Source organism: Streptococcus sp. HMSC072C09 (assembly GCF_001813105.1).
GTDB lineage: Bacteria > Bacillota > Bacilli > Lactobacillales > Streptococcaceae > Streptococcus.
Genome location: NZ_KV811502.1, coordinates 72,413 through 95,620 on the forward strand (window position 1 = coordinate 72,413; position 23,208 = coordinate 95,620).

Consider the following 23,208-nt stretch of genomic DNA (forward strand, 5'->3'; position numbering starts at 1 on the left):
TTCGCTGACGTCCGTACTCACTTAAGGAAAGTTTTGAATATGTCTTTATCTTCAATCTAAGCATTTTCAAATCTGAAAATGCTTTTCATTCTAACTAACCTGTTGCTGAGCTGTCTGCATCTTGTAGTACACACCTTGCGCTTGCATTAGCTCTTCATGAGTGCCATGCTCAACAATATCGCCATCCACCATGACAAGAATCATATCAGCATTTTGAATGGTCGATAAGCGGTGAGCAATGATAAAGCTGGTCCGTCCCTTCATGAGCTGATTAAAGGCATCTTGAATCAAGACCTCAGTCCGAGTATCGATGGAGGATGTCGCCTCATCCAAGATTAAAATCTTAGGAACTGAAAGGAAAACCCGCGCAATCGTTAAGAGTTGGCGTTGTCCTTGAGACAAAGACTCTCCAGCATCTGAAAGATAGGTATCGTACCCTTGTGGCAACTGCCGAATGAAGAAATCTGCATTGGCTGCTTTGGCCGCTTCTATGACTTCTTCTCTAGTTGCATCTGGACGAGAAAAGGCGATATTTTCATGAATCGTCCCGACCTTAAGCCAAGTTTCTTGCAGGACCATACCAAACTGTTGGCGGTAAGAAGCACGGGTGTAGTCCGTAATTGGCACCCCATCAATCGTGATCTCTCCAGAATTAACAGGGTAGAAACGCATGAGCAAATTAATCAAGGTCGATTTTCCTGCTCCAGTAGGCCCTACAATGGCCACTTTACTGGCAGCTGGAACCTGAATGGTTAGATCTTTGATCAAGGTCCGACCCAAATCATATCCAAATGTGACGTGTTCAAAACCAATCGCACCTTTAACATCCTGACTTTCCAGGACCCGTTGCCCCGTCTCTTCGACCTCAGCTTGATCCAAGACGCTGTACAAGCGCTCTGCGCAGGCAAGGGCACTTTGGAGTTCTGACAAGACAGAGGAGATATCATTAAAGGGCTTGGTGTATTGGTTGACATAATTGAGGAAGGTCACCAATTGACCGACAGTGAAGTGAGATCCCGAAATAATGCGTACAGCACCAAATCCAGCCACTACTGCATAAATCAAGGCATTCACAAAGCGAGTGGCAGGGTTGACAGTTGAAGAATAAAAGACAGCGGATTGGGAATAATTGGCATAGCTTTCATTAGTCCCTTTAAAAGCCTTACGGAATTGATCCTGAGCGTTAAAGGACTGGATCAAGCTTTCCTGGGTCAAAGACTCTTCGATCAATTGAGTTTGAAGACCACGCGCCTGGGTCTGCTTTTGGAAAAGCGTATAAGAACGCTTGGCAATAAAACGAGCAATCACCAGGGATAAAGGGGTCAAGACCAGAACCGCCACCATCATAAAGAAATCCAATTCTGCCATGGTCACGATGGTCACAAGAATGGTTAAGAGACCAACAAAGAACTGGTTAAAGACCATCAGAAGACCACTGTTAAGTTGCTCTACATCGGTCGTGAGGCGACTGACGAAGTCCCCGCTCCCTTGTTTATCTAGATAAGACAAGGGCAATCGGTGTACTTTTTCCATCACTTCTGCTCTCAGGCTTTGGCTAAACCGATAGACCAATTGATTGTAGACAAGAGGATTGATCCATTGGATCAGGGTATTGGCCACAATGACCAGAACCATTTGGATCAAGACAGGCCATAAGACTGTCATCCCTTGAGGATTGATGACTAAATCAACTGCATGTCCGATCAGGATCGGTAACCAAACCGTTAAGGCCACTTGAGCGATGGTTCCGAGACTAGCTAGAATCAGAAGCCCGGGATGGTTGGCAAAATCTCTAAACAGACGTTTTAAATAACTAGAACGTTTTTGACTCATGCTTCCTCCCTCCCGTGTTGTGAATAATGAATTTCTTGATAAATCTCATTGGTAGACAAGAGGAAATCGTGATTTCCCAGTCCAACTTGATGTCCCTTGTTCAAGACCAAAATCTGATCAGCAGACTTGAGACTATTGGTTCGTTGTGATACTAAGATCAAACTCGTATCACTCAATTCTTCTTTAATCGATTTTAAGAGACGAGCTTCCGTCAAATAATCCAAGGCAGAAGTTGAATCATCCAAAATCAAGAAAGGAGCCTTCTTCAAAAGGGCTCGCGCAATGGTCAACCGTTGACGTTGGCCACCTGAGAAATTTCGACCAAAGGCTTCCACTGGCTCATCGAGTTGTCCTTCTTTTTCACGGACAAAATCAGCCGCCTGAGCTGTTTCTAGTGCCCACCACAAATCTTCATCCGATAGATTTTCTTCCATCCCAAGTAAGAGATTCGAGCGGATAGTCCCTCTAAAGAGCTCTGCCTTCTGTGGGACAACAGCTACCCACTCCCGCCACTCCTTAAGAGTTTTAGGAGAGTAGCCTTGATGATAGAGGGCTAATTTCCCCTGACTCACGGTATACAAGTGACTCAATAACTGGACCAGGGTGGACTTCCCAGATCCTGTACCACCGATAATTCCCAACATCTGTCCATGATCCAGATCAAAGGAAATATTTTCTAGAGCTGGGTTTGAAGCCGTTGGGTAAGTGAAAGAAACTTTCTCTGCGCTGATTGCTTCTTGCTCTGTTGCAGTTTCTACTGGCAAAGCTTCTAAGAGGTCTTCTTCCTTCAAATCGAAAATCTCTTGGACACGCTTGGCTGAAATATAGCTGACATTTAAAGACGTGACCAGCATAGCCAGTTTGATCAATTCTGTTAAAATTTGTAATAAATAATTGACCAAAGCGACCAACATCCCTTGGGTTAGAAGACCAGCAGAGATATTCAATTGTCCTTGCCAAATGACACAAACCAAGGTCGTATTGACCACAAGGAAGGTCAAGGGACTCACCAAACTAGACCAGATACCAGCACGAATTTGCCAGATCTTGTAGTCTTGATTGACCTCTCTAAAATCTTCTAATTCACCAGGCTGTTGTCCAAAGGCCCGAATCACCCGCATCCCTTGAAATTGCTGACGCGTCACCGTGACCATTCGGTCTGTAATTTTACGAATCTTAGCAAAGAGCGGATTGACAATCCGAGACATGATCACAATAATCAGGGTTAAAATCGCCACCATCCCCAAAAACCAAAGAGTGAGTTTAGGACTGATGGTGAAGGCCATGATGATAGAACCAAAGACAATAATCGGTGCTCTCAAAAAGAGGCGCAAGAATTGGTTGATCCCAACCTGGATTTGATAGGTATCAGAAGTAAGACGGGTTACCAAACTAGAAGTCCCGATCCTATCGCGCTTGTCCTTTGGAAGCGATAAGATCTTCTCATACAAATCCTTGGTCATCTCGCGGGTAAAGCCGACAGCTGCTTTAGAAGAAAAATACTGGGCCGTAATAGCTACGACAACACCAAAGCTCGCAAATAAAAACAAAACACCGACCGTCATCACCACTGCGCTCGTTTCCTTTTTCGGAATGACCTGATCGACTAAGTGGGCGATGATTAAGGGGACACACAATTCAAAAATAGCTTCTAAAAGCTTAAACACGGGCCCTAGAAAAGTTTCCCATAGATAGCCCTTAAAATACTTCAATAATGATTTCATACAACTCGATTCTTTTTAAATAGGATATACCTATTTTACCACAATTATAACTGACAAAAAAACTCTCCCTGCCAAGCAGAGAGTATGAGAACGTAGACAAACTGCTCTTTTATACAAATTAATTAACTTCTATAAAGATAAAATAATTTTATTTGTTAGAGCTATTCAATCATCTACTGAAACTTTCCGCTGTGAGAAAAGTGCTAGAAACACCATTGTTTCTAGCACTCGGAATTATTGAGACCTTAGGCTCAATAATTAGTCATGGAACTTCTTCGAAGTTCGCTGACGTCCGTCCTCGCCTAAGGAAAGTTTCTAAGATGACTTTGTCTTCAATCTTACTATTCCTACATAGCATAGAAGGATTGTTCAGTTTTTCTGCTATTTAAATCTTGTTAGACTCAAGAACCCTATAAGTTTTATTCAGTCTTTGTCACCTCGCTTAAGGTCTTGCCCATTCTCCCTAAACCAATCAGTAAGAGAGGGAAAGATAGGAATGTTATAAGGCCTAGCACAAGAAAGACTGCTACAAATCCACAAGTATCGATCAACCAACCAGTCAGTGGGAAAATCACGATCATAGATAGACTAAACATCATGGAATTGATACTCAGCATGGTTGCTCGTACACTAGATGGCAGATAAGCTTGTAAATCATTGTAGTAGATGGGTTGATAAACTGCATAAAGGGCATTGGTCAAGATATAGACACTCAAATAGGCGAATGGAGTCTTCACACCTACCAAAAACAAGGCCAACCCAGTCAGTGCAACCAGAATCGGAAAGACTTGATTACTATTCCATTTTTTCCCGATTTGACTGGCCAAATAAACCGCTAGTAGATTGAATCCACTACCAATCAACATGATAAGCGAAACTTGCCAACTAGTTAAGTCACTAATTTTCTGTTGGTAGTAAAAATAAAACATACACATGATGTTCCCTACCAACTGATAGGTGAGCATCCAGTAAAACAAGACTGGTTTTTCCTGCCATTCTTGTTTCACTACCTCCAATATCCGCTTTAAGGTCAAGTGACTTCTTTCATCACTCTTGCTCTCAGGCTCCTTCATTAGAAAGATCAAAAGAATGGAAAGCAAGGAAAGCCCAATAGCAATATAATAGGTCCAAGCCAATGCTCCGTGAATAAAGAAGCCTGCCACAACTGTACCTAAAGTTCGGGTGACTTCGGCCACACCAGACAAGAAGCTAGAAATCTGAAGATAACGGTCTTTTTGACCTGCTTCCACAGCTGAATCAAATAAGAAAGCTGTACTGGTCCCCGAGTCAAAATTATAAGACCAAGCATTGACCATCATGGCAATGGCATAGATCCAAAAATTCCCCTGACCAAATAAAATCAAGATCGAGGATCCAATACTGGACAAGCGAGCCAAGTAGAGATTAGTCTTGTAGCTAAAGCGATCGGCCAACATACCAGATGGGATCTCACACAAGAGACTTGTCCCATGAAAGATACTCTCTAATAAACCAATCTGAAGCAAAGAAAGACCATTTTGAATAAAAAAGAGAATCCAAAAACTGGTGATTCCAAAATAAGATGTAAATTCCAAACCTGCTAGGAGTGAAATATTGCGTTTGTAAGTTCTTTTAAACATTGTTTTTCCTCTTTCAATAGATTATTTGAGTGTTTCTAAAAGACTTACTTAGAGTTGCCTACATTTTCTCCACCTCTTTCATTCTTTCTTGATTTAGTTCTTGACGCAATTGGGTCACTTGATTAGACAAGGATACCAACAATTCGGTTTGCAACTTTTGAATTTCCAGCAAATCCGTCTGGTCTTGTTGCACCATATGGTCAATCTTCGTATGCAACAAGCGAATTTCTCGTTCCGACTCCATATTGACGTTAAAGTCATTTCGCGCTTGCAGGCGATCGTAATCTGCCGCCCGGTTTTGGCTCATCATGATCAAAGGAGCTTGAATCGCCGCAATAGTGGAAAGCGCAAGATTGAGCAAGATGAAAGGATAAGGATCAAAATTCCAGCCAAAGGGATGCAAGACATTAATCAACATCCAAATAGCCATCATCAGGATAAAACTAATGATAAAAGTCCATGAACCACCAAAGCGTGCGACAGAATCCGCCACCCGCTGGCCGAAGGTATAGCTGGCTGTCAAGCGGTCTTCAACGTTAAAGGGACGCTCGCTTTCAGGCATGACAGCTGTCACCTGCTGTTTAATCGCTTCGTTTTTATCATTGGCACGATCAATAATCTGACCTAGATAATCCATACAATATTGGCTCAAATTTTTATACGTGATAAAATCATCCATTTGACTTTCAGGATAGGAAGTCTTGAGCATCTGTTGAATGGAATGGTCCAGATCCGCAATCAAAGATCCTTGGCCTTCTTCGTATTCTTTCCCATCAATGATGTCTATTTTCAGCATTGAGTTTCCTTTCATAGTTTTTTGAAGCAGATAAAAGTGAAAAACGCCTAATGGCGTTTTTACGTCTATTAAGGTTTGATACGGTGCAACATACGTGGGAATGGAATAGCTTCACGGATGTGTTTAGTACCAGCTGCGAAGGTTACCATCCGTTCAATCCCAATACCAAATCCACCGTGTGGGACTGTACCGTATTTACGAAGATCAAGGTAGAATTCATACTCTGTACGATCCATGCCAAGTTCATCCATTTTTGCAACAAGGGCATCGTAGTCTTCCTCACGCATAGAGCCACCGATGATTTCTCCATAGCCTTCTGGGGCAAGCAAGTCTGCACAAAGCACACGGTCTGGGTTGCCAGGAACTGGCTTCATGTAGAAGGCCTTGATAGCTGCTGGGTAGTTCATGACAAAGGTTGGCACACCAAAGTGGTTTGAAATCCAAGTTTCATGTGGTGAACCAAAGTCATCTCCATGCTCAAGGTGCTCATAGTCCGCATCTTCATCATTTTCATGCTCTTGCAAGAGATCAATGGCTTCATCATAGGTGATCCGTTTGAATGGCTCAGCAATGTAGCGTTTCAAGAGCTCTGTATCACGTTCCAAGGTTTCCAAAGCTTGAGGAGCACGGTCAAGAACACCTTGAAGAAGAGCTTTGACATAAGCTTCTTGCAAGTCAAGTGACTCATCGTGTGTCAAGTATGAGTACTCAGCATCCATCATCCAGAACTCAGTCAAGTGACGACGAGTCTTAGATTTTTCAGCACGGAATACTGGACCAAAGTCAAAGACGCGACCAAGAGCCATAGCACCTGCTTCCAGATAAAGCTGACCTGATTGGCTCAAGTAAGCTGGTGTTCCGAAGTAATCTGTTTCAAACAGTTCAGTAGAATCTTCTGCCGCATTTCCTGAAAGAATTGGGCTATCAAACTTCATGAAGCCGTTCTTATCGAAGAACTCATAAGTTGCATAGATAATAGCATTACGGATTTGCATCACAGCGACTTGCTTGCGTGAACGAAGCCACAAATGGCGGTTGTCCATCAAGAAGTCTGTACCGTGTTCTTTTGGAGTGATTGGGTAATCTTGTGATTCACCGATCACTTCAATATCTGTGATATCGAGCTCATAACCAAATTTAGAACGCTCGTCTTCTTTAACAATCCCTGTCACATAGACAGATGTTTCTTGGCTCAAGCGTTTGATGGTGTCAAATTTTTCAAGACCTACTTCTTCTCCAAATTTTTCGATAAAGTTTGGTTTGAAAGCTACACCTTGGAAAAAGGCTGTTCCATCACGCAATTGCAAGAAGGCAATTTTTCCTTTTCCTGACTTGTTAGCAACCCAAGCACCGATAGTCACTTCTTGACCAACGTAGTCTTTTACTTCGATGATAGTAATCCGTTTTGTCATCATTCATCTTCCTTTTCTCGTTAAACTTGTCCGAAGACATTATCTTCTTAATTGTATCATAAAAAGGCTTTCAGTGCTACGTTCTACCTGTGAAAACCAAATTTTTTTTAAAGAAAAAGATCCTCAGCTCATTACTAAGGATCTTGTAATTTTATTTTTCCATAAAGGCCTTGAGTCGGCGAACAGCTTCTTTCAAGGTATCCAAATCTGTCGCATAAGACAAGCGAACATTTTCAGGGGCACCAAAGCCAGCTCCCGTTACTAAAGCAACCTCTGCTTCTTCTAAAATTGCTGTGGTAAATTCCGTCACATCTGTATAGCCCTTCATCTCCATGGCCTTCTTGACATTTGGGAAGAGATAGAAGGCTCCTTGAGGTTTGATGGCTTCAAAACCAGGTACTTCATTCAAGAGAGGATAAATAGTATTCAAGCGTTCTTCAAAAGCTTGACGCATGATCTCAATAGAAGACTGATCCCCTGTGAGAGCTTCGATTGCAGCATATTGGGAAACGGTTGTTAAGTTGGATGTTGTTTGGCTAATCACCTTGGCCATGGCTCCAATAATCTCTGGATCACCCACTGCAAAACCAACCCGCCAACCAGTCATAGCATAGGTTTTAGAAACTCCGTTAATCACGATGGTTTGCTTGCGAATTGCTTCTGATAAGCTAGAAATGGGCGTAAAGGTATTGCCATTATAGACCAAACGACCATAGATATCGTCTGCCAAAATCAAGATGTCATGTTCAACAGCCCAATTTCCAATTGCTTCTAGCTCTTCTTTACTGTAGATCATTCCTGTTGGATTGGATGGCGAATTCAGTAAGACCACCTTGGTCTTGTCTGTCCGTGCTGCTTCCAGTTGCTCTACCGTTGCCTTGAAGTGATTTTCTTCTGTTGTTTGGAAAGTAACAGGTGTGCCTTCTACCATCTTAACCTGGTCTACATAAGAAACCCAGCAAGGGGTTGGAATGATGACTTCATCACCTGGATTGATGACAGAAGTAAAGAAGGCATAGATGATAAACTTAGCACCAGTACCGACCACAACCTCATTTCGATTCACTGCATAGCCATAAAACTCTTTCATGTAGTCGCTAATGGCATCCTTCAATTCTGGAAGTCCAGATGCTACCGTATAAAAGCTAGCGCGACCATCCTCGATCGATGCGACTGCTGCTTCTTGAATATTTTTTGGAGTCGCAAAGTCAGGTTGACCCAGGGTCAAACTTAAGATATCACGACCTTCTGCTGCCAAAGCTTTGGCACGCGCATTTGCAGCCAAGGTCACACTTTCTTCAATTTCCAATACACGATTTGATAATTTCATATTTCCTCCTCAAATCTTAAAAAACACCGGTGACTTTTCCAGTCTTGAAATCCACCACATAATAAGAGCTCCCAGCCTTAACTTCCCAGATCGGTTTGCCTTTAAAGCGTCCAAAAATGACACGATCAATCGCGTCCTGACTCTTCTCTTTGACGACGGAAGCTGCCTCTTTGGAGCTAACTCCTTCTTTCAAAGGGTAGGTATAGACTGCTTCATCCGCCTGCGCCACCAAAACCGCTAGATCTTGCCCCTCTTGGTCCTTGCCAATAAAGGAAAGATAGGCTTCTTTGCCATGAAAGAAACTCTCCGTCTCAATGGTCGCAATCGAAGAGTGAGACAGAGCTATTTTTCTTGCTTGTGCCATTTGATCCTGCAAGCGATCAGAAGTTTTTTCAGCAAGAAATAGCCAAGAAAAAAGGACCGTCAACACTAAGATACAGATTCCTATTATATGTTGCCATATTATAAAAAGATTATTTTTCTGTTTCACTCCCTCATTATACACCAAAGCTACCTAGAATTCTATAGATTTTCAAGAAAGAATTGTTACTAATATTTCATACCTGTTACAATGTTTTAGTATAAAATTGTTTGATAAACAAAGTAAAATTAACATCTATGCTATCATTTGTTCATAGTTTAATAAATTTGTCACAATTTTGTAACTAATTTGAAAATAAAATTAAACGACAGAAATACTATTTATTGATAAAATATAGATATGGAAAATTTAAAGAGATTATTCAAAGAAGCAAACGTAGATTTAAAAACCATGATCGTCTTCCACAAGGCAGAACGATTGATCCGTGCGTCTGAGGCTCATATCTTTAAAAAGCACCAGTTGACACCAACTCAATTCTCTGTACTTGAAACCTTGTACAGCAAAGGCGATCTTCGCATTCAAGATCTGATTGATAGCATTCTTGCGACCTCTGGAAATATGACTGTGGTTATTCGTAATATGGTCCGCGATGGTTGGATTACACGCGAAACCGATCCAGAAGACCGCCGTGCTTATCTTGTATCTATTACAGATGCCGGTCGTAAAAAGATCGAAGAAGCTCTTCCAGATCATATCAAAAATATTCAACGCTTGATGCAAGTCTTTAATAGTGGTGAGCAAGCTGAGTTGACAGAACTCTTGAAGAAATTCAAACATATCGCCTAAGCCTACTGCTCAAGACGATTCTGACTCCAAAATCCTCTATTTTGGAGTTTTCATCGTGCATTCTCTTTATCTAATAGATCAAAAAAATATTCCTGACGCTTCTCAGGAATATTTTTATTTATTCTTTCACAAAGACCCATTCCTTCTCTTGCGATAAATCCTCACGATAAGAGAAACCTGCTACTTCTAATGATTTCAGATCTTCTAGATGGATGATTTCTTCCTTCATCATAGCTGTCACCATGGCCCCACGTGCTTTTTTTGAAATCGTCGAGTGAATCTTCAGGGTCCCACCACGATTCTCCATGAATTTGATCCGAATCATTCGCTCACGAATGGCTTTTGAAAAGACTTGTTCAAACTCAGAAGACAAAAGAGATAAGATCTGTTCTTCATCTTCTACTGCCCGATCATAGTCCTCTTTCCAGAGTACCTTTAGAGATTTTCCAGCTGGTTTTAGCTTCATCATAAAATCCAAGCGATGGGGAGCAATCCCTTCATAGGCTGGTAGCACACCATATAAAGCAGTCGTGATTAACAAATGCTCCTGCAGATAAGCCTGCTCTTTTTCGGATAAGTCTTGACGCTCGATACTACGGTACATAAGGCCATCAAACAGTTCCAAAGCAGGATAGGTTTTAGCACTCCCAGCTAACAAAGCCTCAATTCTTTCTTTTTCTACTTGAGCTCTTTCCTCTGAGATCCCGTAAAAGGTCGCTAATTCTTCTAGGGAGAATGCCTTCAAAGCTTGGAGGATGGTTTTTGTGTTCTCTGACAAGGGTTGGGGCTCGACGATACGAGCCTGTTCGTTCAGTTCTTTGGCGGATGGAATTAATAGTTTCATAGGTCTATTGTACCATATTTTTCAAATTTTCTTGACAGGAGTTTTTATAAATGTTATTATCTAGTTATGAAAACTAGATTAAAGAAAGGTGAAGATTTCGTGTCCACTTTTTCCTATCCAACGTGGGAGCAACTACCTGAGCTAGATCTCTATCTCGATCAGGTCCTTCTTTATGTCAATAAAACCTGTGCACCTGTTCTCTCTTCTTCTGACAAGGGCTTGACGGCTGCCATGATCAACAATTACGTAAAACATGGCTATGTCGAAAAACCAGATAAGAAGAAATACCAGCGTAGACAGGTGGCTCGCTTAATCGCTATTACAACCTTAAAAACGGTCTTTTCTATTCAGGAGATCGCTTCTACCTTAAATTTCTTGCAGGACCAGGCGAGTTCAGATCTTCTCTATAATAGCTTTGTCGCTTATCTCAATGAGCAAAAAGAGCCGATCGCTCCTATCATTCGCTCTGCCTGTCAGACAGTTCAACTCTATCTTGAAACCCTATCTTATATTCAACCAGTAAAAACGGAGGAAGAAACTGATGAATTATACCATGAAACTAAGTAAAAAATTATCCTTTGGAGAAGAGATCGCCAATAGCGTACCCCACGCTGTTGGCGCCCTCCTCATGTTGATCTTACTTCCGATCTCAGCAGTCTATAGCTTTGAGCAACACGGTCTGCTCAGTGCTTTTGGGACTTCTATCTTTGTGATCAGTCTCTTTTTGATGTTTCTGTCTTCGACCGTCTACCATGCCATGTCTTACGATTCACCTCAAAAGTATGTGCTTCGTATTATCGATCATTCCATGATCTACATTGCGATCGCAGGAAGTTATACACCGGTTGTCCTTACCTTGATGAACAACTGGATGGGCTACAGCATTATCTTGATCCAATGGGGGACCACCATCTTTGGTATTCTCTACAAAATCTTTGCCAAAAAAGTCAATGAAAAGTTCAGTCTCGCTCTTTACTTGATCATGGGCTGGTTGGTCATCTTTATTATTCCCCAAATCGTTAGCCAAACCAATCCGATCTTCTGGGGTCTCATGCTCATGGGCGGTCTGTGCTACACGGTTGGAGCTGGCTTTTATGCCAAGAAAAAACCATATTTCCATATGATTTGGCACCTTTTCATCCTTGCCGCTTCTGCCCTTCAGTATTTAGCCATTGTTTACTTTATGTAATACTGCCGCCACTCTTCGGAGTGGTTTTTTTGTGATTTTTTCTGTACAATAGAAAAAAACTGTATGGGGACAGTCAGGATGAAGACGAGCAAATACCAACAAATTATCGATTTCTTAAAAAAAGCTATTCAACAAGGCCAGCTCGAAACCGGACAGAAAATTCCTTCTGTTCGTCAGTTAGCTAGTCAATTTTCTTGTAGTAAGGACACGGTGCAACGAGCCTTGCTGGACTTGACTTACCAGCACTTCCTCTATGCTAAGCCTCAAAGTGGCTACTATGTTTTGGAGCAAGAACCTAATCGACATGAGGATCTTCCACTAAAATTAGAGAAAGACCGCAACCAGGCTTTCGAGGACTTCCGGACCTGTATCAATGAAACCTTGATTGGACGGGAGAATTATCTCTTCAATAACTTTTCGGACCAAGCAGGCTTACTAGAAGTACGCCAATCCATTCAAGGCTTATTAAAGGAGGAAGGTATTTATACGACTGCTGATCAGATTGTTTTGACTGCTGGTACTCAGCAGGCGCTTAATATCCTCAGCCAGATTGACTTTCCCAATAAAAAATCTCAGATCTTAATCGAGCAACCGACTTATCACCGGATGAACCAACTCCTTGATTCGCAGCAACTTGCTTACCGTACCATTCAACGAAATTTAACGGGGATTGATCTCGAGGAACTTGAAGAGATTTTCAAAAGTGGGCATATCAAATTCTTCTACACGATCCCTCGTTTTCACTATCCGCTCGGTCATAGCTATTCGACCAAGCAGAAAGAAGCGATCTTGCAACTAGCTGACCAATATGATGTCTACCTTGTTGAGGACGACTATTTGGGAGATCTTGATAGCAGCAATGCTCCTTCCTTTCATTATTTGGATCAAAAGGACCGAGTTATTTATATCAAGTCTTTTTCGACCAATCTTTTTTCTGCTCTTCGCATTACGTCCATGATCCTTCCCCAAGCCCTTCTTAAACCTGTCTTGACCTATAAGACAATTCTGGACTATGATAGCAATCTCATCATGCAAAAGGCCTTAAGTCTCTACATTGATAATGGTATGTATCTGACCAATAAAAAACGACTCCTAGCCAGAAAAAAAGAGGAAGAAGAAAGATTGAAGACCTTGATGGATCAGTCTTCTCTTCTCCCTCATCTGACCCTGACCCACGATGGGATCCTACTAGATCTTCATCAGGTCAAATCTCTTGCTGCCTTAAAACACAGTGGACTCCCGCTTGATTTCTTTGAAGCAGCCTACATCACTTCTTGTCCTTATCAACTCGTTAAGATCAAATCGGCAGATGTGGACAATGTTTTACCAAAGCTGACGACTTTTTTTGAAAGAGAAACCCTCGTATAGACTATACGAGGGTCTTTCTTATTTCTTCAATTGCTCATAAAGAAGTTTGGCATTTTGAAGGCCGATCCGATAATCGAGACGAATTAGGCGAATCGCTTCCATCTCTGGTTCTTTGAGGTATTTCTCTCTTTGTTCCTTAGAAATACTACCTGGTTTAAGAAGATAGTGAGTGAATTGATTTCTGACTTTATTGAGCTCAACTTGAAGAGTGAAATAAAGTCCAAATAAGACAATGACAACTCCCATCATGATCAGATCGTTTGACATGGTGTATGCTCCCTTTTTCTGTTCTTTTCTATATTTTACAGCTTTCAAAGAAGAAAAACAAGAGAGTGGGACAGAAATCGGTAATTCGTTAGAATTCGATTTCGTCGTCCCACCTCTGCACAGTTGAGTAGGGCTGTAAAAGCTGATGAAATCAGCGTAGTAGAGCCCGCTCAACCACTGCGTCTTGCTCGACAATCCAAAGATAATTGAGAGGCTAGGACTTTTGTCCCAGTCTCTTTTTTGTCCTTATTTCATCATACCAGCCTGGAGGTCATACATTTTCTTATACGTTCCTCCTAGAGCAATGAGTTGATCGTGGTTGCCTGATTCGATGATTTTTCCTTTATCGAGAACATAAATGCAATCGGCATCTTGGATGGTAGAAAGGCGATGGGCAATGGCAATGGTTGTCCGCCCTTGGCGCATCTTCTTCAGAGAATTTTGGATCATCTCTTCCGTCTCTTGGTCGATATTGGCAGTGGCCTCATCCAAAATGAGGAACTTAGGCTGGGCAGCAATGGTCCGGGCAAAAGCCAGAAGCTGACGCTGACCGGTCGATAAGGTAGAACCCCGCTCTGTTACCGGATGATCATAGCCACCAGGTAGACTCTCAATAAAGTCTGCTACATCCACAAATGCAGCTGCTTGTCGGATTTCCTCATCTGTCAGTTCTTCATGGTACATCCGGATATTAGAAGCAATGGTTCCATGATAGAGGAAGGGTTCCTGCAACACTAGACCAATGGACTTGCGCAAGGCTTCCTGGCTATAGTCCTTGATATCCTGTCCATCAATCAAGATCCGGCCACGATCAAATTCATAAAAGCGCATGAAGAGATTGATAATAGAGGATTTACCAGAACCAGTATGACCAACAAAGGCGATGGTTTGTCCGTTTTTGACCTCAAAGGAGATATCTTTTAGGACATCCCGTTTGCCATCATAAGAAAAAGATACATGCTCAAAACGAATATCTCCCCGCTCAATTTCTTTCAGGCTACCAGCTTGCTTAGGCTCATAGTCGTCTCGATCCATCATCTCAAAGACACGCCCTGCAGAAATGGTCGAGGTCTGCAAGGTTGCAAAATTTTGGGTGACATCAATCAAAGGCTGGAAAAGCTGGCTAACATACTGGATAAAGGCATAGATAAGACCGGCTGTAAAGCCAGAAAACTGCCAATTTAGGCCGAAAAAGGTCAGAATAACCGCATAAGCCAGGACCTGTAACAGGGTCATAGCTGGCCTCAAAAAGAGGGAATTGACATCCACAGATCTGTTGGCGTAATCCAAATGTTCCCCATTAATCTGTTCGAATTCATCCGTCAAGCGCTTTTCTTGACGAAAGGCCTGCACGATCCGCATTCCTTCGATAGATTCCGATAATTTCACATTGATATCTGATAATTTTTGTCGGGTCATCTTGACCAAGCGATTGGATAACTTGCGATAGAGACGGATGGAAAACCAAATGATGGGAAGAAAAGGCAGGATCCAAATGGTCAAATGCCAGTCCAAGCTAAACATGGTTACCAGGGTGACTAGAAAAAGTAAAAAGGATGAAACCAGGCTTGAAAAGACCGTAGAAAACATATCTGCGACTGCCTGTGTATCATTGGTCACCCGCGAAACAATCGAACCTGCTGCTGTCTGGTCATAAAAGGACATGCCCAGCCTTTGAAGATTTTGGAAAATATCTAGACGAATGTCTCTTACGATAGAATTGGATACACGCGCAAAGGTTAACTGGCTCAGGTAGGTCGCTAGCACGCGCCCAATGAATAACCCATAGTAGAGAATCAAAAACTGAAAAGCTGTCAGTACTGGAGAGCCGGTTTCTGTTGGATCCACTAGGTGGTCAATATACCAGCGAGCTGCAAGAGGGATCGCCGTCAATAAAAGACTCGTCAGGAAGGTAAAGGCCAAGGCTAGAGCTGTTAACCATTTATAACGCCACATGTAAGTTAAGAGCCGCTTCATCACATGAGCTTCAGATGTTTTCATTCAGCTTTCCCTCCATTTCTTCTGATAATTGTTGGGCTTGGTAGGTTTCATAGTACCAACCTTTTTGAGCCATTAATTCCTCGTGATTTCCTCGCTCCTTGATCTGTCCATTCTCCATTACCAGAATCAAACCCGCATGAACGATCGCTGATAGGCGATGGGCTGTGATGATGGTTGTTTTCCCCTTGCGTTCCTGCTTCATATTTTCAATGATTTGGTGCTCCGTTTTAGCATCTACTGCAGACAGGGAATCATCCAAGATTAAGATCTCAGGATTCATGACCAAAGCACGACTCATGGCAATCCGTTGCTTTTGCCCGCCAGAAAGAGAGACCCCTCGCTCTCCCAGCACTGTCTCCATCTGGTCTGGCATGGCCAGAATATCCTCATAGACTCCACAAGTTCTAAGAGCCTTCATCACCTCTTCTTCCTTGATCTGTGGATCTGAAAAAGCGACATTCTCGCGAATGGTCATGGCAAAGAGGATCTGATCTTGAGGGACATAGCCAATCAAGCTTCGAAGATCTTCTAAGCGATAATGTTTGATGGAGATCCCATTTAGCAAGATAGCTCCCTGCTCCAAGTCGTGCTCTCTAAGCAAGAGACGTAACAAGGTGGTCTTTCCAGATCCAGTTGGACCAACAATTCCAAGGGTTTGCCCTTTTTCTAAATGAAAGACAACCTTTTCAAGGACAGGCTCATTCTCATAGGCGAATTCTTCAATGTCATATTCCAAATCTCCGTTTTGAATGACTGTAACTGGTTGACTTGGATCTTGGATATCAGGTATTTCTGCTAAAAGTATCTCAATCCGATCATAGGAGACGCTAGCACGCTGACTAATATTAAACAAGAAGCCCATGGCTTGAAGGGGCCAGACGAGCATATTGAGATAGGTAATAAAGGTTACGATTTGTCCAATCGTCAGGCTCCCTTCCTGAACAAATAGCCCCCCGAAGTAGAGGGTCAGAACATAGGAGAGACCGACAAAAAGAAGAGTAGTCGGATCAAACAAAGCATTGTAACCGGCTGAAGTCATATTTTTTGAAAAGACCATTTGATTGGTTTTTTCAAAAGCACGAATCTCATCTGCCTGAAAGCCAAAGGATTTGGTCACTTTGACTCCTGATACTGATTCCTGGACAAAGTTGTTCAGCTCTGAGAAGCCTTCTTGGGCTTCTTTGAAGGCTTTGTGGTTTTTGCGTCCAATGGCGGAAGTCACTACCACCATAACCGGTAGAGGCAAAATAGCTAAGAGGGTTAAGCGCCAATCAATCATGAAAAACATGCTGACTAGGGTCACCAAGGCTGTCACAGAAGCATCTACAGCAGACATGACTCCACCACCAGCAAACATGGTTACCGCATTGATATCATTAGTGGCATGGGCCATGAGATCCCCTGTCCGATAACGCTGATAAAAAGACGGAGACATGAGCGTAAATTGCTTGAACAAACGGTAACGCAAGATCCGAGCCAACTTATTGGCCGTCCCAAAAATATAGCGTCTCCAAACAAAACGAAGGCCATACATAGCAAGAGCTGCGAGGACCAAAAGGGCAATATCCACAACTAACTGCCCCAATGTCAGCCTTCTTTTATCGATCAAATCGATCACAAGTCCCATGATTCTTGGAGGAATGAGATTTAAAAAACTAACCAAGATCAAGGACCCTATCCCGATCAAGTATCGCTTCTTCTCTATATTAAAAAACCAAGATAATTTCCTCAACAGATTCATCTTATTTCCCCTTTTTGGTGAGTTGCCAGCTACTATCCACTAGAGCAAACAACTCCTCATCAACAATTGTTCCATCTAAGGGGATACTCACCCAATATTTTTTATTCATATGAAAAGCTGGATAAATCCCCTTCTGCTGGATGAAACGGGCTACTTGATCAGACTTAACATTCAAAACTTCTATTTTCCCAGACTTGCCAGCATCTAGTTTTTTCCAATCAATGGTCATAAAGACACCATACCACTTGAGGGTGTCTCGGTGGCGAATGGCACCAGATTCTGGAGATCTCTCCCACAAATACTCAATCGTTCCCTGATAGTACAGAGAGATATAGGCCATGAGACGCTTGGCTTGAGGATAGAGAAATTTCTCTACCTCAAAACAAGCTTGGCGAATCCTTGCAAGACTTTCCTGACAAGCTTCTCTGACTTGGCCAACGAAATTTCCTTGTAGCTGTTCCTGATGGATCTGGATATACTCGTCCCCTGTATCCTGATCATAGACCTGAAAAGATATCTTCTGGTCGCAGACACGGACCTTTAAGAGAAAAGAGTCCGATAAGACGGGACACTGGTACTCATAGCCTGCCCCTCTCTTTTCAAATCCAAAAGCCAATCCCTTTTCTGGCTGAAAGGTGTATCGGTCAAAATAATGCTCTAAAAACATTTTCTCTCCCTTATTCATTTTTGCACTAGAAGAGGCTGGAAACAACGTCTCCAACCTTGATAACGGATCTTCAAAACTACTTCAGGCAGTGAGCGTTTCTTTTTTAAAACACGATGCGCGTGCCATGCAGTTGACAAACACCCAATTGCTCCAAAAAGAGCTGACGATTGTCAAGGGTCACACCTCCACCTGGTAGGATCTGAATCTTTCCCTTAGCCGCATCTAATAAACGATGATAGTGTGCAAAACGTTGCTCTAGTGGGTCACCTGGACTTCCAGCTCGTGTTAAAATGCGGGCTACACCCTGATCAGAAAGCCACTCAATCGCTTCTAGCTGATCTGTATGAGCTAACTCATCAAAGGCCATATGAAAGACCACCTCTGCCTCTCCACAGGCTGCAAGTAAAAGCTGCATGACCCTCTTGTCCAACTTTCGATCACTCGTCAGCGCACCCAGCACAAAACAAGTAATCCCTATTTCTTTCGCAGCACGAATATCCGTCAGCATAGCTTCGACTTCTGGATCAGTGTAGACAAAATCTCCACCACGGGGCCGAATGATCACACATAGATCCACGGACTTCTCTCTTGTCAGTTTGATTGCTTCATTGATCACACCTATACTCGGTGTGGTCCCGCCTACTGCCAGGTTGTCACACAGTTCAATGCGACCTGCCCCAGCAGCAATCGCCTTATCAATAAAAGTTAAATTCTCTGCACAAAATTCAAAGACAAGCATGACAACTCCAATTACAAAGACTTAAAACAAGGATATACTAACGGTTACCTTAGCATTGCCATTTTCCACTCTCGCTTTTGAGATACTATAGCCTGCTTGAGGGATCTCAAGGGTGATTTGATCACCATTAACCGTGAAGCCACTTCCATTTTGATTGGATTGATCCTTCAAATAGTTGAGAACCAAGAATTTTGGAATGGGCATTTTCCCTAATTTAGCACCGGTCACAGTCAAATTCATGACATTGTTTTCGACTTGACCGGTCATGGTTAAATCTAGATAGCTTTCGACTGGCCCTAAGGAAACCGGAACTTTGACGTGAAGGTCATTGCCATCCATTCCTAATGCCATCTTTTGAAAGTCAGAATTGTCAAGAGCAGATCCAGCACTTGTTTTTATGACCTGACTCAATTGCACAGAATTGAGACTCAACTCAGTTGAGAGCCCTTCAGTGCTTACAGAAGCATTTGAAACTGCATTTTGAGCCAGTACAATCAAAGAGCTCCCTGCCTGCACATTTCTCAGCTGCTCCCCTTCAGGGATGGATCCAGGAACCAACAAGATTACTAATAAAATAAATAAAACGATCACCATGCCAATCAGGCGTCTCATCCACTTAAACATCTGCTCCTCCAATACGTGAAAAGTTGTATTCTTATTGTACCTTAAATCCAAAGAAATTGCGACTAAGAGGGGCCTTTACAAAGCAAAAGAGAGCGTGGGACAGAAATCGGTAATTCGTTAGAATTCGATTTCGTCGTCCCACCTCTGCACAGTTGAGTAGGGCTGTAAAAGCTGATAAAATCAGCGTAGTAGAGCCCACTCAACCACTGCGTCTTGCTCGACAACCTAAAAATAATTGAGAGGCTAGGACTTTTGTCCCAACCTCTCTCTGTGCATTATTTCGATTTAATGTAGTTAACACCATCTGCTTTTGGTGCAACTGCTTGTCCGAAGAAGGCTGCCAAGACAACCATGGTCAAGACGTAAGGCGCAATTTGCAAGTAGATGGATGGGATACCTTTAAGCAAAGGCAATTGATTCCCGATAACTGCCAAACTTTGTGAAGCTCCAAAGAAGAGACTAGCCAACATGGCACCGATTGGGTTCCATTTCCCGAAAATCATGGCCGCAAGGGCGATAAATCCAGGACCTACAATAGTAGTTACCGCAAAGTTAACAGAAACTGACTGAGCGTATATGGCTCCTCCGATACCTGCTAGGGCACCTGAGATCATGACTCCTAAGTAGCGCATTTTATAAACATTGATTCCCAATGTATCTGCTGCTTGTGGGTGTTCACCAACTGAACGAAGACGCAAACCAAATTTTGTCTTGAACATGACGAACCAAGCAAAGAATGAGAAGAGAATTGCAACCCAGCCGATGATGCTGGCATTGTTGAAGAAAATATCCCCAATCACCGGAATTTTAGATAAGACCGGAATGGATGTTTTCCCGAAGGCAACTTTGATATTATCAGTTTGCCCCTTGTTGTACATAGCTTTAACTAGAAAGACGGCTAATGGTGGTGCCATCAAGTTCAATACCGTACCTGAGACGATATGGTCAGCGCGGAAATGAATAGTTGCTACCGCGTGGATCAAGGAAAAGAATACTCCAATCCCAGCAGCAACAATCAAGGACAACCATGGTGTCAAATTCCCTAAGCTAGGCTCAAAAGTCAAGTTAAAGACAATACCTGAGAAGGCTCCCATAACCATGATTCCTTCCAAACCAACGTTAACAACCCCAGCGTGTTCTGAGTATGCTCCTCCGATACTTGTGAAGATCAGCGGCGCCGCATACACAATCATAGAGGAAACAAGAATACTTAAAATCGTTACAATACTCATTAGTTTGCTCCTCCTTTTTTAGCTGATCGCATCGAGATCATCTTTTCGATGATGTAGTGGGCACATACGAAGAAGATAATCGATGCTGTCACAATTTGAACAACTTCTTCAGGGATGGCAGCTGGCTTCATACCAACTCCACCGATTTGAAGCGCTCCAAACAAGAAGGCAGCAAATGGAATACCAATTGGTGAATTCATCGCAAGAAGGGCAACGGCCATTCCGTTAAATCCAACACTCATTGAGCTAGTTTGAACATAGACATTTGAGTAAATACCCAGACCTTCTGCTACCCCACCGATACCAGCAAGAGCACCAGAAATGATCATAGAAAGGATAATGGTCCGTTTTGCAGACATCCCTGCGTATTCTGCCGCATTCGCATTGAGACCAACGGCACGGATTTCAAAACCAAGTGTTGTTTTCTTCATCAAGAACCAGATGACTACCACTGCGATGATGGCAAAGAAAATCCCGATGTTCATTTGAGATTTATCCGTCAAATTACGCAACCACTCCGTCTGGTAGACAGCATTGGCTCCCACATCAATAGTTGAGTCCTTGTTTTTCATCAAGGAAGCTGGGAAGCTATGGATCAGGGCATTCCCACCATAGAGAACAATGTAGTTCATCATAATGGTGATAATGACCTCACTGGTTCCGAGATAGGCACGAAGGAAACCTGGAATCGCTCCAATAAATCCACCGGCAATAGCCGCAATCAAAACGGTCATCGGAATCATCAGTAAGCGAGGCATATTTGGGAAGGAAAGGGCAAACCAAGTCGCCATGATCCATCCTGCAAAAGCCTGACCAGGAAGTCCAACGTTAAAGAAACCGGCCCGGCTAGCTACTGAAAATCCAAGAGCAACTAAAATCAATGGCCCCATAGCACGGGAAATATTACCCCAACTCTTAATCGAACCAAAGGCTTTCTTAAACAGCAATTCATATCCCCAAAGGGCATCATAGCTGAAGGCCCACATAATAATGGCACCCAAGACCAATCCTAAAAGGACAGACACCAATGGAACGGCAATTTGTTTTAAATTCTTATTCATTTGATGCTCCCTCCTTTACTTGTCCACCTGCCATGAGGATTCCAAGTTCTTGCTTATTCGTTGTTTCAGGGGTTACGATCCCTTGGATCTTCCCATCATGAATAACCGCAATACGGTCAGAAACATTCAAAATTTCATCCAATTCAAAGCTGACAACCAGAACGGCTTTTCCATTATCCCGTTCTTGAATCAAACGTTTGTGGATATATTCAATCGCTCCGACGTCCAAACCACGAGTTGGCTGGCTGACGATCAAGAGATCTGGATCGCGATCGATTTCCCGAGCGATAATGGCTTTTTGCTGGTTTCCTCCAGAAAGAGCCTTAGCTGGTACCACTTCACTAGCTGCACGAACGTCAAACTCTTCCATGAGCTTCTTGGCATAAGAGGTAATATTTGGATAATTCAAAATACCATTCTTGCTAAGAGGTTCTTTATAGTAAGTTTGAAGAGCAAAGTTTTCAGAGATCATCATATCAAGGACCAAACCATCCCGGTGACGGTCTTCAGGGACGTGTCCTACCTTCATTTCTGTGATTTGACGTGGGCGAAGTCCTACAACATCCTTGCCTTTAATCTTGATTGAACCGGATTTTACCTTCCGCAGACCTGTAATGGCTTGGATCAACTCAGATTGACCATTTCCATCAATCCCTGCGATCCCAACGATTTCACCAGCACGAAGTTCTAAGGAAAGATTCTTAACAGCTGGGACTCCCCGATTTTCATTCACGACCAAGTTTTCGATCGACAAGACCACTTCTTTTGGTTCAGAAGGACCTTTTTCAGTCTTAAAGGAAACAGAACGACCGACCATCATCTCGGCCAAATCTTGGTTGGTTGCTCCACCAATCTCGACTGTTTCAATAGATTTCCCACGACGGATAACCGTTACGCGGTCTGAAACAGCACGGATTTCATCCAACTTGTGCGTAATCAAGATGATTGATTTTCCTTCATTCGCCAAGTTCTTCATGATTGTCATCAATTCTTCGATTTCAGCTGGTGTCAATACTGCAGTTGGTTCATCGAAGATTAGGATGTCGGCTCCACGATAAAGCGTCTTTAAGATTTCCACACGTTGCTGCGCACCAACGGAAATATCCTCAACTTTAGCATTTGGATCTACTGCCAAGCCATATTTTTTAGACAATTCAAGGATATCTTGACTGGCTTTTTTAAGGTCCAAAATACCATGCTTCGTGGTTTCAGAACCAAGGATGATATTTTCAGCAACAGTGAAGGCTTCAACCAACATAAAGTGTTGGTGCACCATTCCAATTCCTAAAGAAGCTGCTTTTGAAGGTGAGTCTAGGTTAACAGTATTTCCATTTACCACGATGTCTCCGCTAGTTGGTTCCAACAAACCAGCCAGCATATTCATCAGGGTAGATTTTCCCGCACCATTTTCTCCAAGAAGTGCATGGATTTCACCTTTGCGCAACTGAAGATTAATCTTGTCATTTGCTACAAAGTCACCAAATTTTTTGGTAATCTCACGCATTTCGATGACATATTCATGTGTCATGTAGGTGTTTCCTTTCAAAAATTTTTTATTTCAATAAAATCTGTTAGACAACTAACAGATTTTAT

21 protein-coding genes are annotated in these 23,208 nt (G+C 42.6%); 4 read left to right on the forward strand and 17 right to left on the reverse strand.

Translation table 11 applies throughout. The annotated features are described in order from the left end of the window. Window positions 1-90: 90 nt before the first annotated feature. The 7 genes from HMPREF2893_RS07800 to HMPREF2893_RS07830 form a co-directional block, all read right to left on the reverse strand. Entirely contained in the window at window positions 91-1,833 is a 1,743-nt protein-coding gene (locus HMPREF2893_RS07800) for an ABC transporter ATP-binding protein (protein ID WP_070675566.1), read from the reverse strand. Next, window positions 1,830-3,557, reverse strand: coding sequence for an ABC transporter ATP-binding protein (locus tag HMPREF2893_RS07805; protein WP_070675569.1), 1,728 nt, complete (start codon window positions 3,555-3,557; stop codon window positions 1,830-1,832). Before HMPREF2893_RS07805 ends, HMPREF2893_RS07800 begins: the two co-directional genes overlap by 4 nt. Before the next feature lie 419 nt (window positions 3,558-3,976). After that, on the reverse strand, window positions 3,977-5,176 hold the full coding sequence (locus tag HMPREF2893_RS07810; protein WP_070675572.1) for an MFS transporter: 1,200 nt from the start codon (window positions 5,174-5,176) through the stop codon (window positions 3,977-3,979). Between the two features lie 58 nt (window positions 5,177-5,234). Beyond that, window positions 5,235-5,972 carry a DUF1003 domain-containing protein gene (locus HMPREF2893_RS07815; protein WP_070675574.1) on the reverse strand — a complete coding sequence of 246 codons (738 nt, stop codon included), beginning with the start codon at window positions 5,970-5,972 and terminating at the stop codon, window positions 5,235-5,237. 68 nt (window positions 5,973-6,040) lie between these two features. Next, window positions 6,041-7,387, reverse strand: coding sequence for an asparagine--tRNA ligase (gene asnS, locus HMPREF2893_RS07820; RefSeq protein WP_070675576.1), 1,347 nt, complete (start codon window positions 7,385-7,387; stop codon window positions 6,041-6,043). A 148-nt stretch (window positions 7,388-7,535) separates the two neighbouring features. Then, window positions 7,536-8,714 (reverse strand): pyridoxal phosphate-dependent aminotransferase, encoded by a 1,179-nt coding sequence (locus HMPREF2893_RS07825; RefSeq protein ID WP_070675579.1) that lies wholly within the window; start codon window positions 8,712-8,714, stop codon window positions 7,536-7,538. Between the two features lie 16 nt (window positions 8,715-8,730). Beyond that, complete coding sequence (locus HMPREF2893_RS07830) at window positions 8,731-9,144, reverse strand: cell wall elongation regulator TseB-like domain-containing protein (RefSeq protein ID WP_070675582.1); 414 nt, start codon at window positions 9,142-9,144, stop codon at window positions 8,731-8,733. Window positions 9,145-9,435: 291 nt separating this feature from the next. Between HMPREF2893_RS07830 and HMPREF2893_RS07835 the strand changes: the two genes are divergently transcribed. Continuing rightward, a complete protein-coding gene (locus HMPREF2893_RS07835) occupies window positions 9,436-9,882 on the forward strand; it encodes a MarR family winged helix-turn-helix transcriptional regulator (RefSeq protein WP_003001765.1) in 447 nt (148 codons plus the stop codon). 118 nt (window positions 9,883-10,000) lie between these two features. On the opposite strand, the gene yaaA is transcribed toward HMPREF2893_RS07835, so the two are convergent. Beyond that, a complete protein-coding gene (gene yaaA / locus HMPREF2893_RS07840; protein WP_070675584.1) occupies window positions 10,001-10,726 on the reverse strand; it encodes a peroxide stress protein YaaA in 726 nt (241 codons plus the stop codon). 66 nt (window positions 10,727-10,792) lie between these two features. Between yaaA and HMPREF2893_RS07845 the strand changes: the two genes are divergently transcribed. The 3 genes from HMPREF2893_RS07845 to HMPREF2893_RS07855 all read left to right on the forward strand — a co-directional run bounded on the left by HMPREF2893_RS07845 (window position 10,793) and on the right by HMPREF2893_RS07855 (window position 13,283). After that, window positions 10,793-11,293 carry a DUF1836 domain-containing protein gene (locus tag HMPREF2893_RS07845; protein WP_070675587.1) on the forward strand — a complete coding sequence of 167 codons (501 nt, stop codon included), beginning with the start codon at window positions 10,793-10,795 and terminating at the stop codon, window positions 11,291-11,293. Next, complete coding sequence (locus HMPREF2893_RS07850) at window positions 11,268-11,915, forward strand: PAQR family membrane homeostasis protein TrhA (RefSeq protein WP_070675590.1); 648 nt, start codon at window positions 11,268-11,270, stop codon at window positions 11,913-11,915. Before HMPREF2893_RS07845 ends, HMPREF2893_RS07850 begins: the two co-directional genes overlap by 26 nt. Before the next feature lie 63 nt (window positions 11,916-11,978). Next, window positions 11,979-13,283 carry an aminotransferase-like domain-containing protein gene (locus HMPREF2893_RS07855; protein WP_070675593.1) on the forward strand — a complete coding sequence of 435 codons (1,305 nt, stop codon included), beginning with the start codon at window positions 11,979-11,981 and terminating at the stop codon, window positions 13,281-13,283. 18 nt (window positions 13,284-13,301) lie between these two features. On the opposite strand, the gene HMPREF2893_RS07860 is transcribed toward HMPREF2893_RS07855, so the two are convergent. The 9 genes from HMPREF2893_RS07860 to HMPREF2893_RS07900 form a co-directional block, all read right to left on the reverse strand. After that, window positions 13,302-13,550, reverse strand: a complete 249-nt coding sequence (locus HMPREF2893_RS07860) for a hypothetical protein (RefSeq protein ID WP_070675595.1) — start codon at window positions 13,548-13,550, stop codon at window positions 13,302-13,304. Window positions 13,551-13,796: 246 nt separating this feature from the next. Next, complete coding sequence (locus tag HMPREF2893_RS07865) at window positions 13,797-15,551, reverse strand: ABC transporter ATP-binding protein (RefSeq protein ID WP_070675598.1); 1,755 nt, start codon at window positions 15,549-15,551, stop codon at window positions 13,797-13,799. Continuing rightward, a complete protein-coding gene (locus HMPREF2893_RS07870; protein ID WP_070675601.1) occupies window positions 15,538-17,292 on the reverse strand; it encodes an ABC transporter ATP-binding protein in 1,755 nt (584 codons plus the stop codon). The genes HMPREF2893_RS07865 and HMPREF2893_RS07870 overlap by 14 nt, the downstream gene beginning before the upstream one ends. Before the next feature lies 1 nt (window position 17,293). Further along, window positions 17,294-17,959, reverse strand: coding sequence for an MmcQ/YjbR family DNA-binding protein (locus tag HMPREF2893_RS07875; protein ID WP_070675604.1), 666 nt, complete (start codon window positions 17,957-17,959; stop codon window positions 17,294-17,296). 103 nt (window positions 17,960-18,062) lie between these two features. Beyond that, window positions 18,063-18,698, reverse strand: coding sequence for a copper homeostasis protein CutC (locus tag HMPREF2893_RS07880; RefSeq protein WP_049514728.1), 636 nt, complete (start codon window positions 18,696-18,698; stop codon window positions 18,063-18,065). A 21-nt stretch (window positions 18,699-18,719) separates the two neighbouring features. Next, window positions 18,720-19,322: a hypothetical protein gene (locus tag HMPREF2893_RS07885; RefSeq protein ID WP_070675607.1), complete on the reverse strand. Its 603-nt coding sequence runs from the start codon at window positions 19,320-19,322 to the stop codon at window positions 18,720-18,722. Window positions 19,323-19,597: 275 nt separating this feature from the next. After that, window positions 19,598-20,554, reverse strand: a complete 957-nt coding sequence (locus tag HMPREF2893_RS07890) for an ABC transporter permease (RefSeq protein ID WP_049491812.1) — start codon at window positions 20,552-20,554, stop codon at window positions 19,598-19,600. Next, complete coding sequence (locus tag HMPREF2893_RS07895; protein ID WP_003007621.1) at window positions 20,554-21,615, reverse strand: ABC transporter permease; 1,062 nt, start codon at window positions 21,613-21,615, stop codon at window positions 20,554-20,556. The genes HMPREF2893_RS07890 and HMPREF2893_RS07895 overlap by 1 nt, the downstream gene beginning before the upstream one ends. Continuing rightward, the gene (locus tag HMPREF2893_RS07900; RefSeq protein WP_049485438.1) at window positions 21,608-23,143 is read right to left on the reverse strand and encodes an ABC transporter ATP-binding protein; all 1,536 of its coding nucleotides are present in this window, start codon (window positions 23,141-23,143) and stop codon (window positions 21,608-21,610) included. The genes HMPREF2893_RS07895 and HMPREF2893_RS07900 overlap by 8 nt, the downstream gene beginning before the upstream one ends. Window positions 23,144-23,208 lie beyond the last annotated feature (65 nt).

Bases quoted from the DNA above. Each gene is read 5' to 3' on its own strand.
- asnS (WP_070675576.1), bottom strand. From the start codon at position 7,387: ATGATGACAAAACGGATTACTATCATCGAAGTAAAAGACTACGTTGGT.
- HMPREF2893_RS07875 (WP_070675604.1), bottom strand. From the start codon at position 17,959: ATGTTTTTAGAGCATTATTTTGACCGATACACCTTTCAGCCAGAAAAG.
- HMPREF2893_RS07815 (WP_070675574.1), bottom strand. From the start codon at position 5,972: ATGCTGAAAATAGACATCATTGATGGGAAAGAATACGAAGAAGGCCAA.
- HMPREF2893_RS07825 (WP_070675579.1), bottom strand. From the start codon at position 8,714: ATGAAATTATCAAATCGTGTATTGGAAATTGAAGAAAGTGTGACCTTG.
- HMPREF2893_RS07900 (WP_049485438.1), bottom strand. From the start codon at position 23,143: ATGACACATGAATATGTCATCGAAATGCGTGAGATTACCAAAAAATTT.
- HMPREF2893_RS07845 (WP_070675587.1), top strand. From the start codon at position 10,793: ATGAAAACTAGATTAAAGAAAGGTGAAGATTTCGTGTCCACTTTTTCC.
- HMPREF2893_RS07800 (WP_070675566.1), bottom strand. From the start codon at position 1,833: ATGAGTCAAAAACGTTCTAGTTATTTAAAACGTCTGTTTAGAGATTTT.
- HMPREF2893_RS07880 (WP_049514728.1), bottom strand. From the start codon at position 18,698: ATGCTTGTCTTTGAATTTTGTGCAGAGAATTTAACTTTTATTGATAAG.
- HMPREF2893_RS07850 (WP_070675590.1), top strand. From the start codon at position 11,268: ATGAATTATACCATGAAACTAAGTAAAAAATTATCCTTTGGAGAAGAG.
- HMPREF2893_RS07810 (WP_070675572.1), bottom strand. From the start codon at position 5,176: ATGTTTAAAAGAACTTACAAACGCAATATTTCACTCCTAGCAGGTTTG.
- HMPREF2893_RS07805 (WP_070675569.1), bottom strand. From the start codon at position 3,557: ATGAAATCATTATTGAAGTATTTTAAGGGCTATCTATGGGAAACTTTT.
- yaaA (WP_070675584.1), bottom strand. From the start codon at position 10,726: ATGAAACTATTAATTCCATCCGCCAAAGAACTGAACGAACAGGCTCGT.
- HMPREF2893_RS07865 (WP_070675598.1), bottom strand. From the start codon at position 15,551: ATGAAAACATCTGAAGCTCATGTGATGAAGCGGCTCTTAACTTACATG.
- HMPREF2893_RS07885 (WP_070675607.1), bottom strand. From the start codon at position 19,322: ATGTTTAAGTGGATGAGACGCCTGATTGGCATGGTGATCGTTTTATTT.
- HMPREF2893_RS07855 (WP_070675593.1), top strand. From the start codon at position 11,979: ATGGGGACAGTCAGGATGAAGACGAGCAAATACCAACAAATTATCGAT.
- HMPREF2893_RS07870 (WP_070675601.1), bottom strand. From the start codon at position 17,292: ATGAATCTGTTGAGGAAATTATCTTGGTTTTTTAATATAGAGAAGAAG.
- HMPREF2893_RS07835 (WP_003001765.1), top strand. From the start codon at position 9,436: ATGGAAAATTTAAAGAGATTATTCAAAGAAGCAAACGTAGATTTAAAA.
- HMPREF2893_RS07890 (WP_049491812.1), bottom strand. From the start codon at position 20,554: ATGAGTATTGTAACGATTTTAAGTATTCTTGTTTCCTCTATGATTGTG.
- HMPREF2893_RS07895 (WP_003007621.1), bottom strand. From the start codon at position 21,615: ATGAATAAGAATTTAAAACAAATTGCCGTTCCATTGGTGTCTGTCCTT.
- HMPREF2893_RS07860 (WP_070675595.1), bottom strand. From the start codon at position 13,550: ATGTCAAACGATCTGATCATGATGGGAGTTGTCATTGTCTTATTTGGA.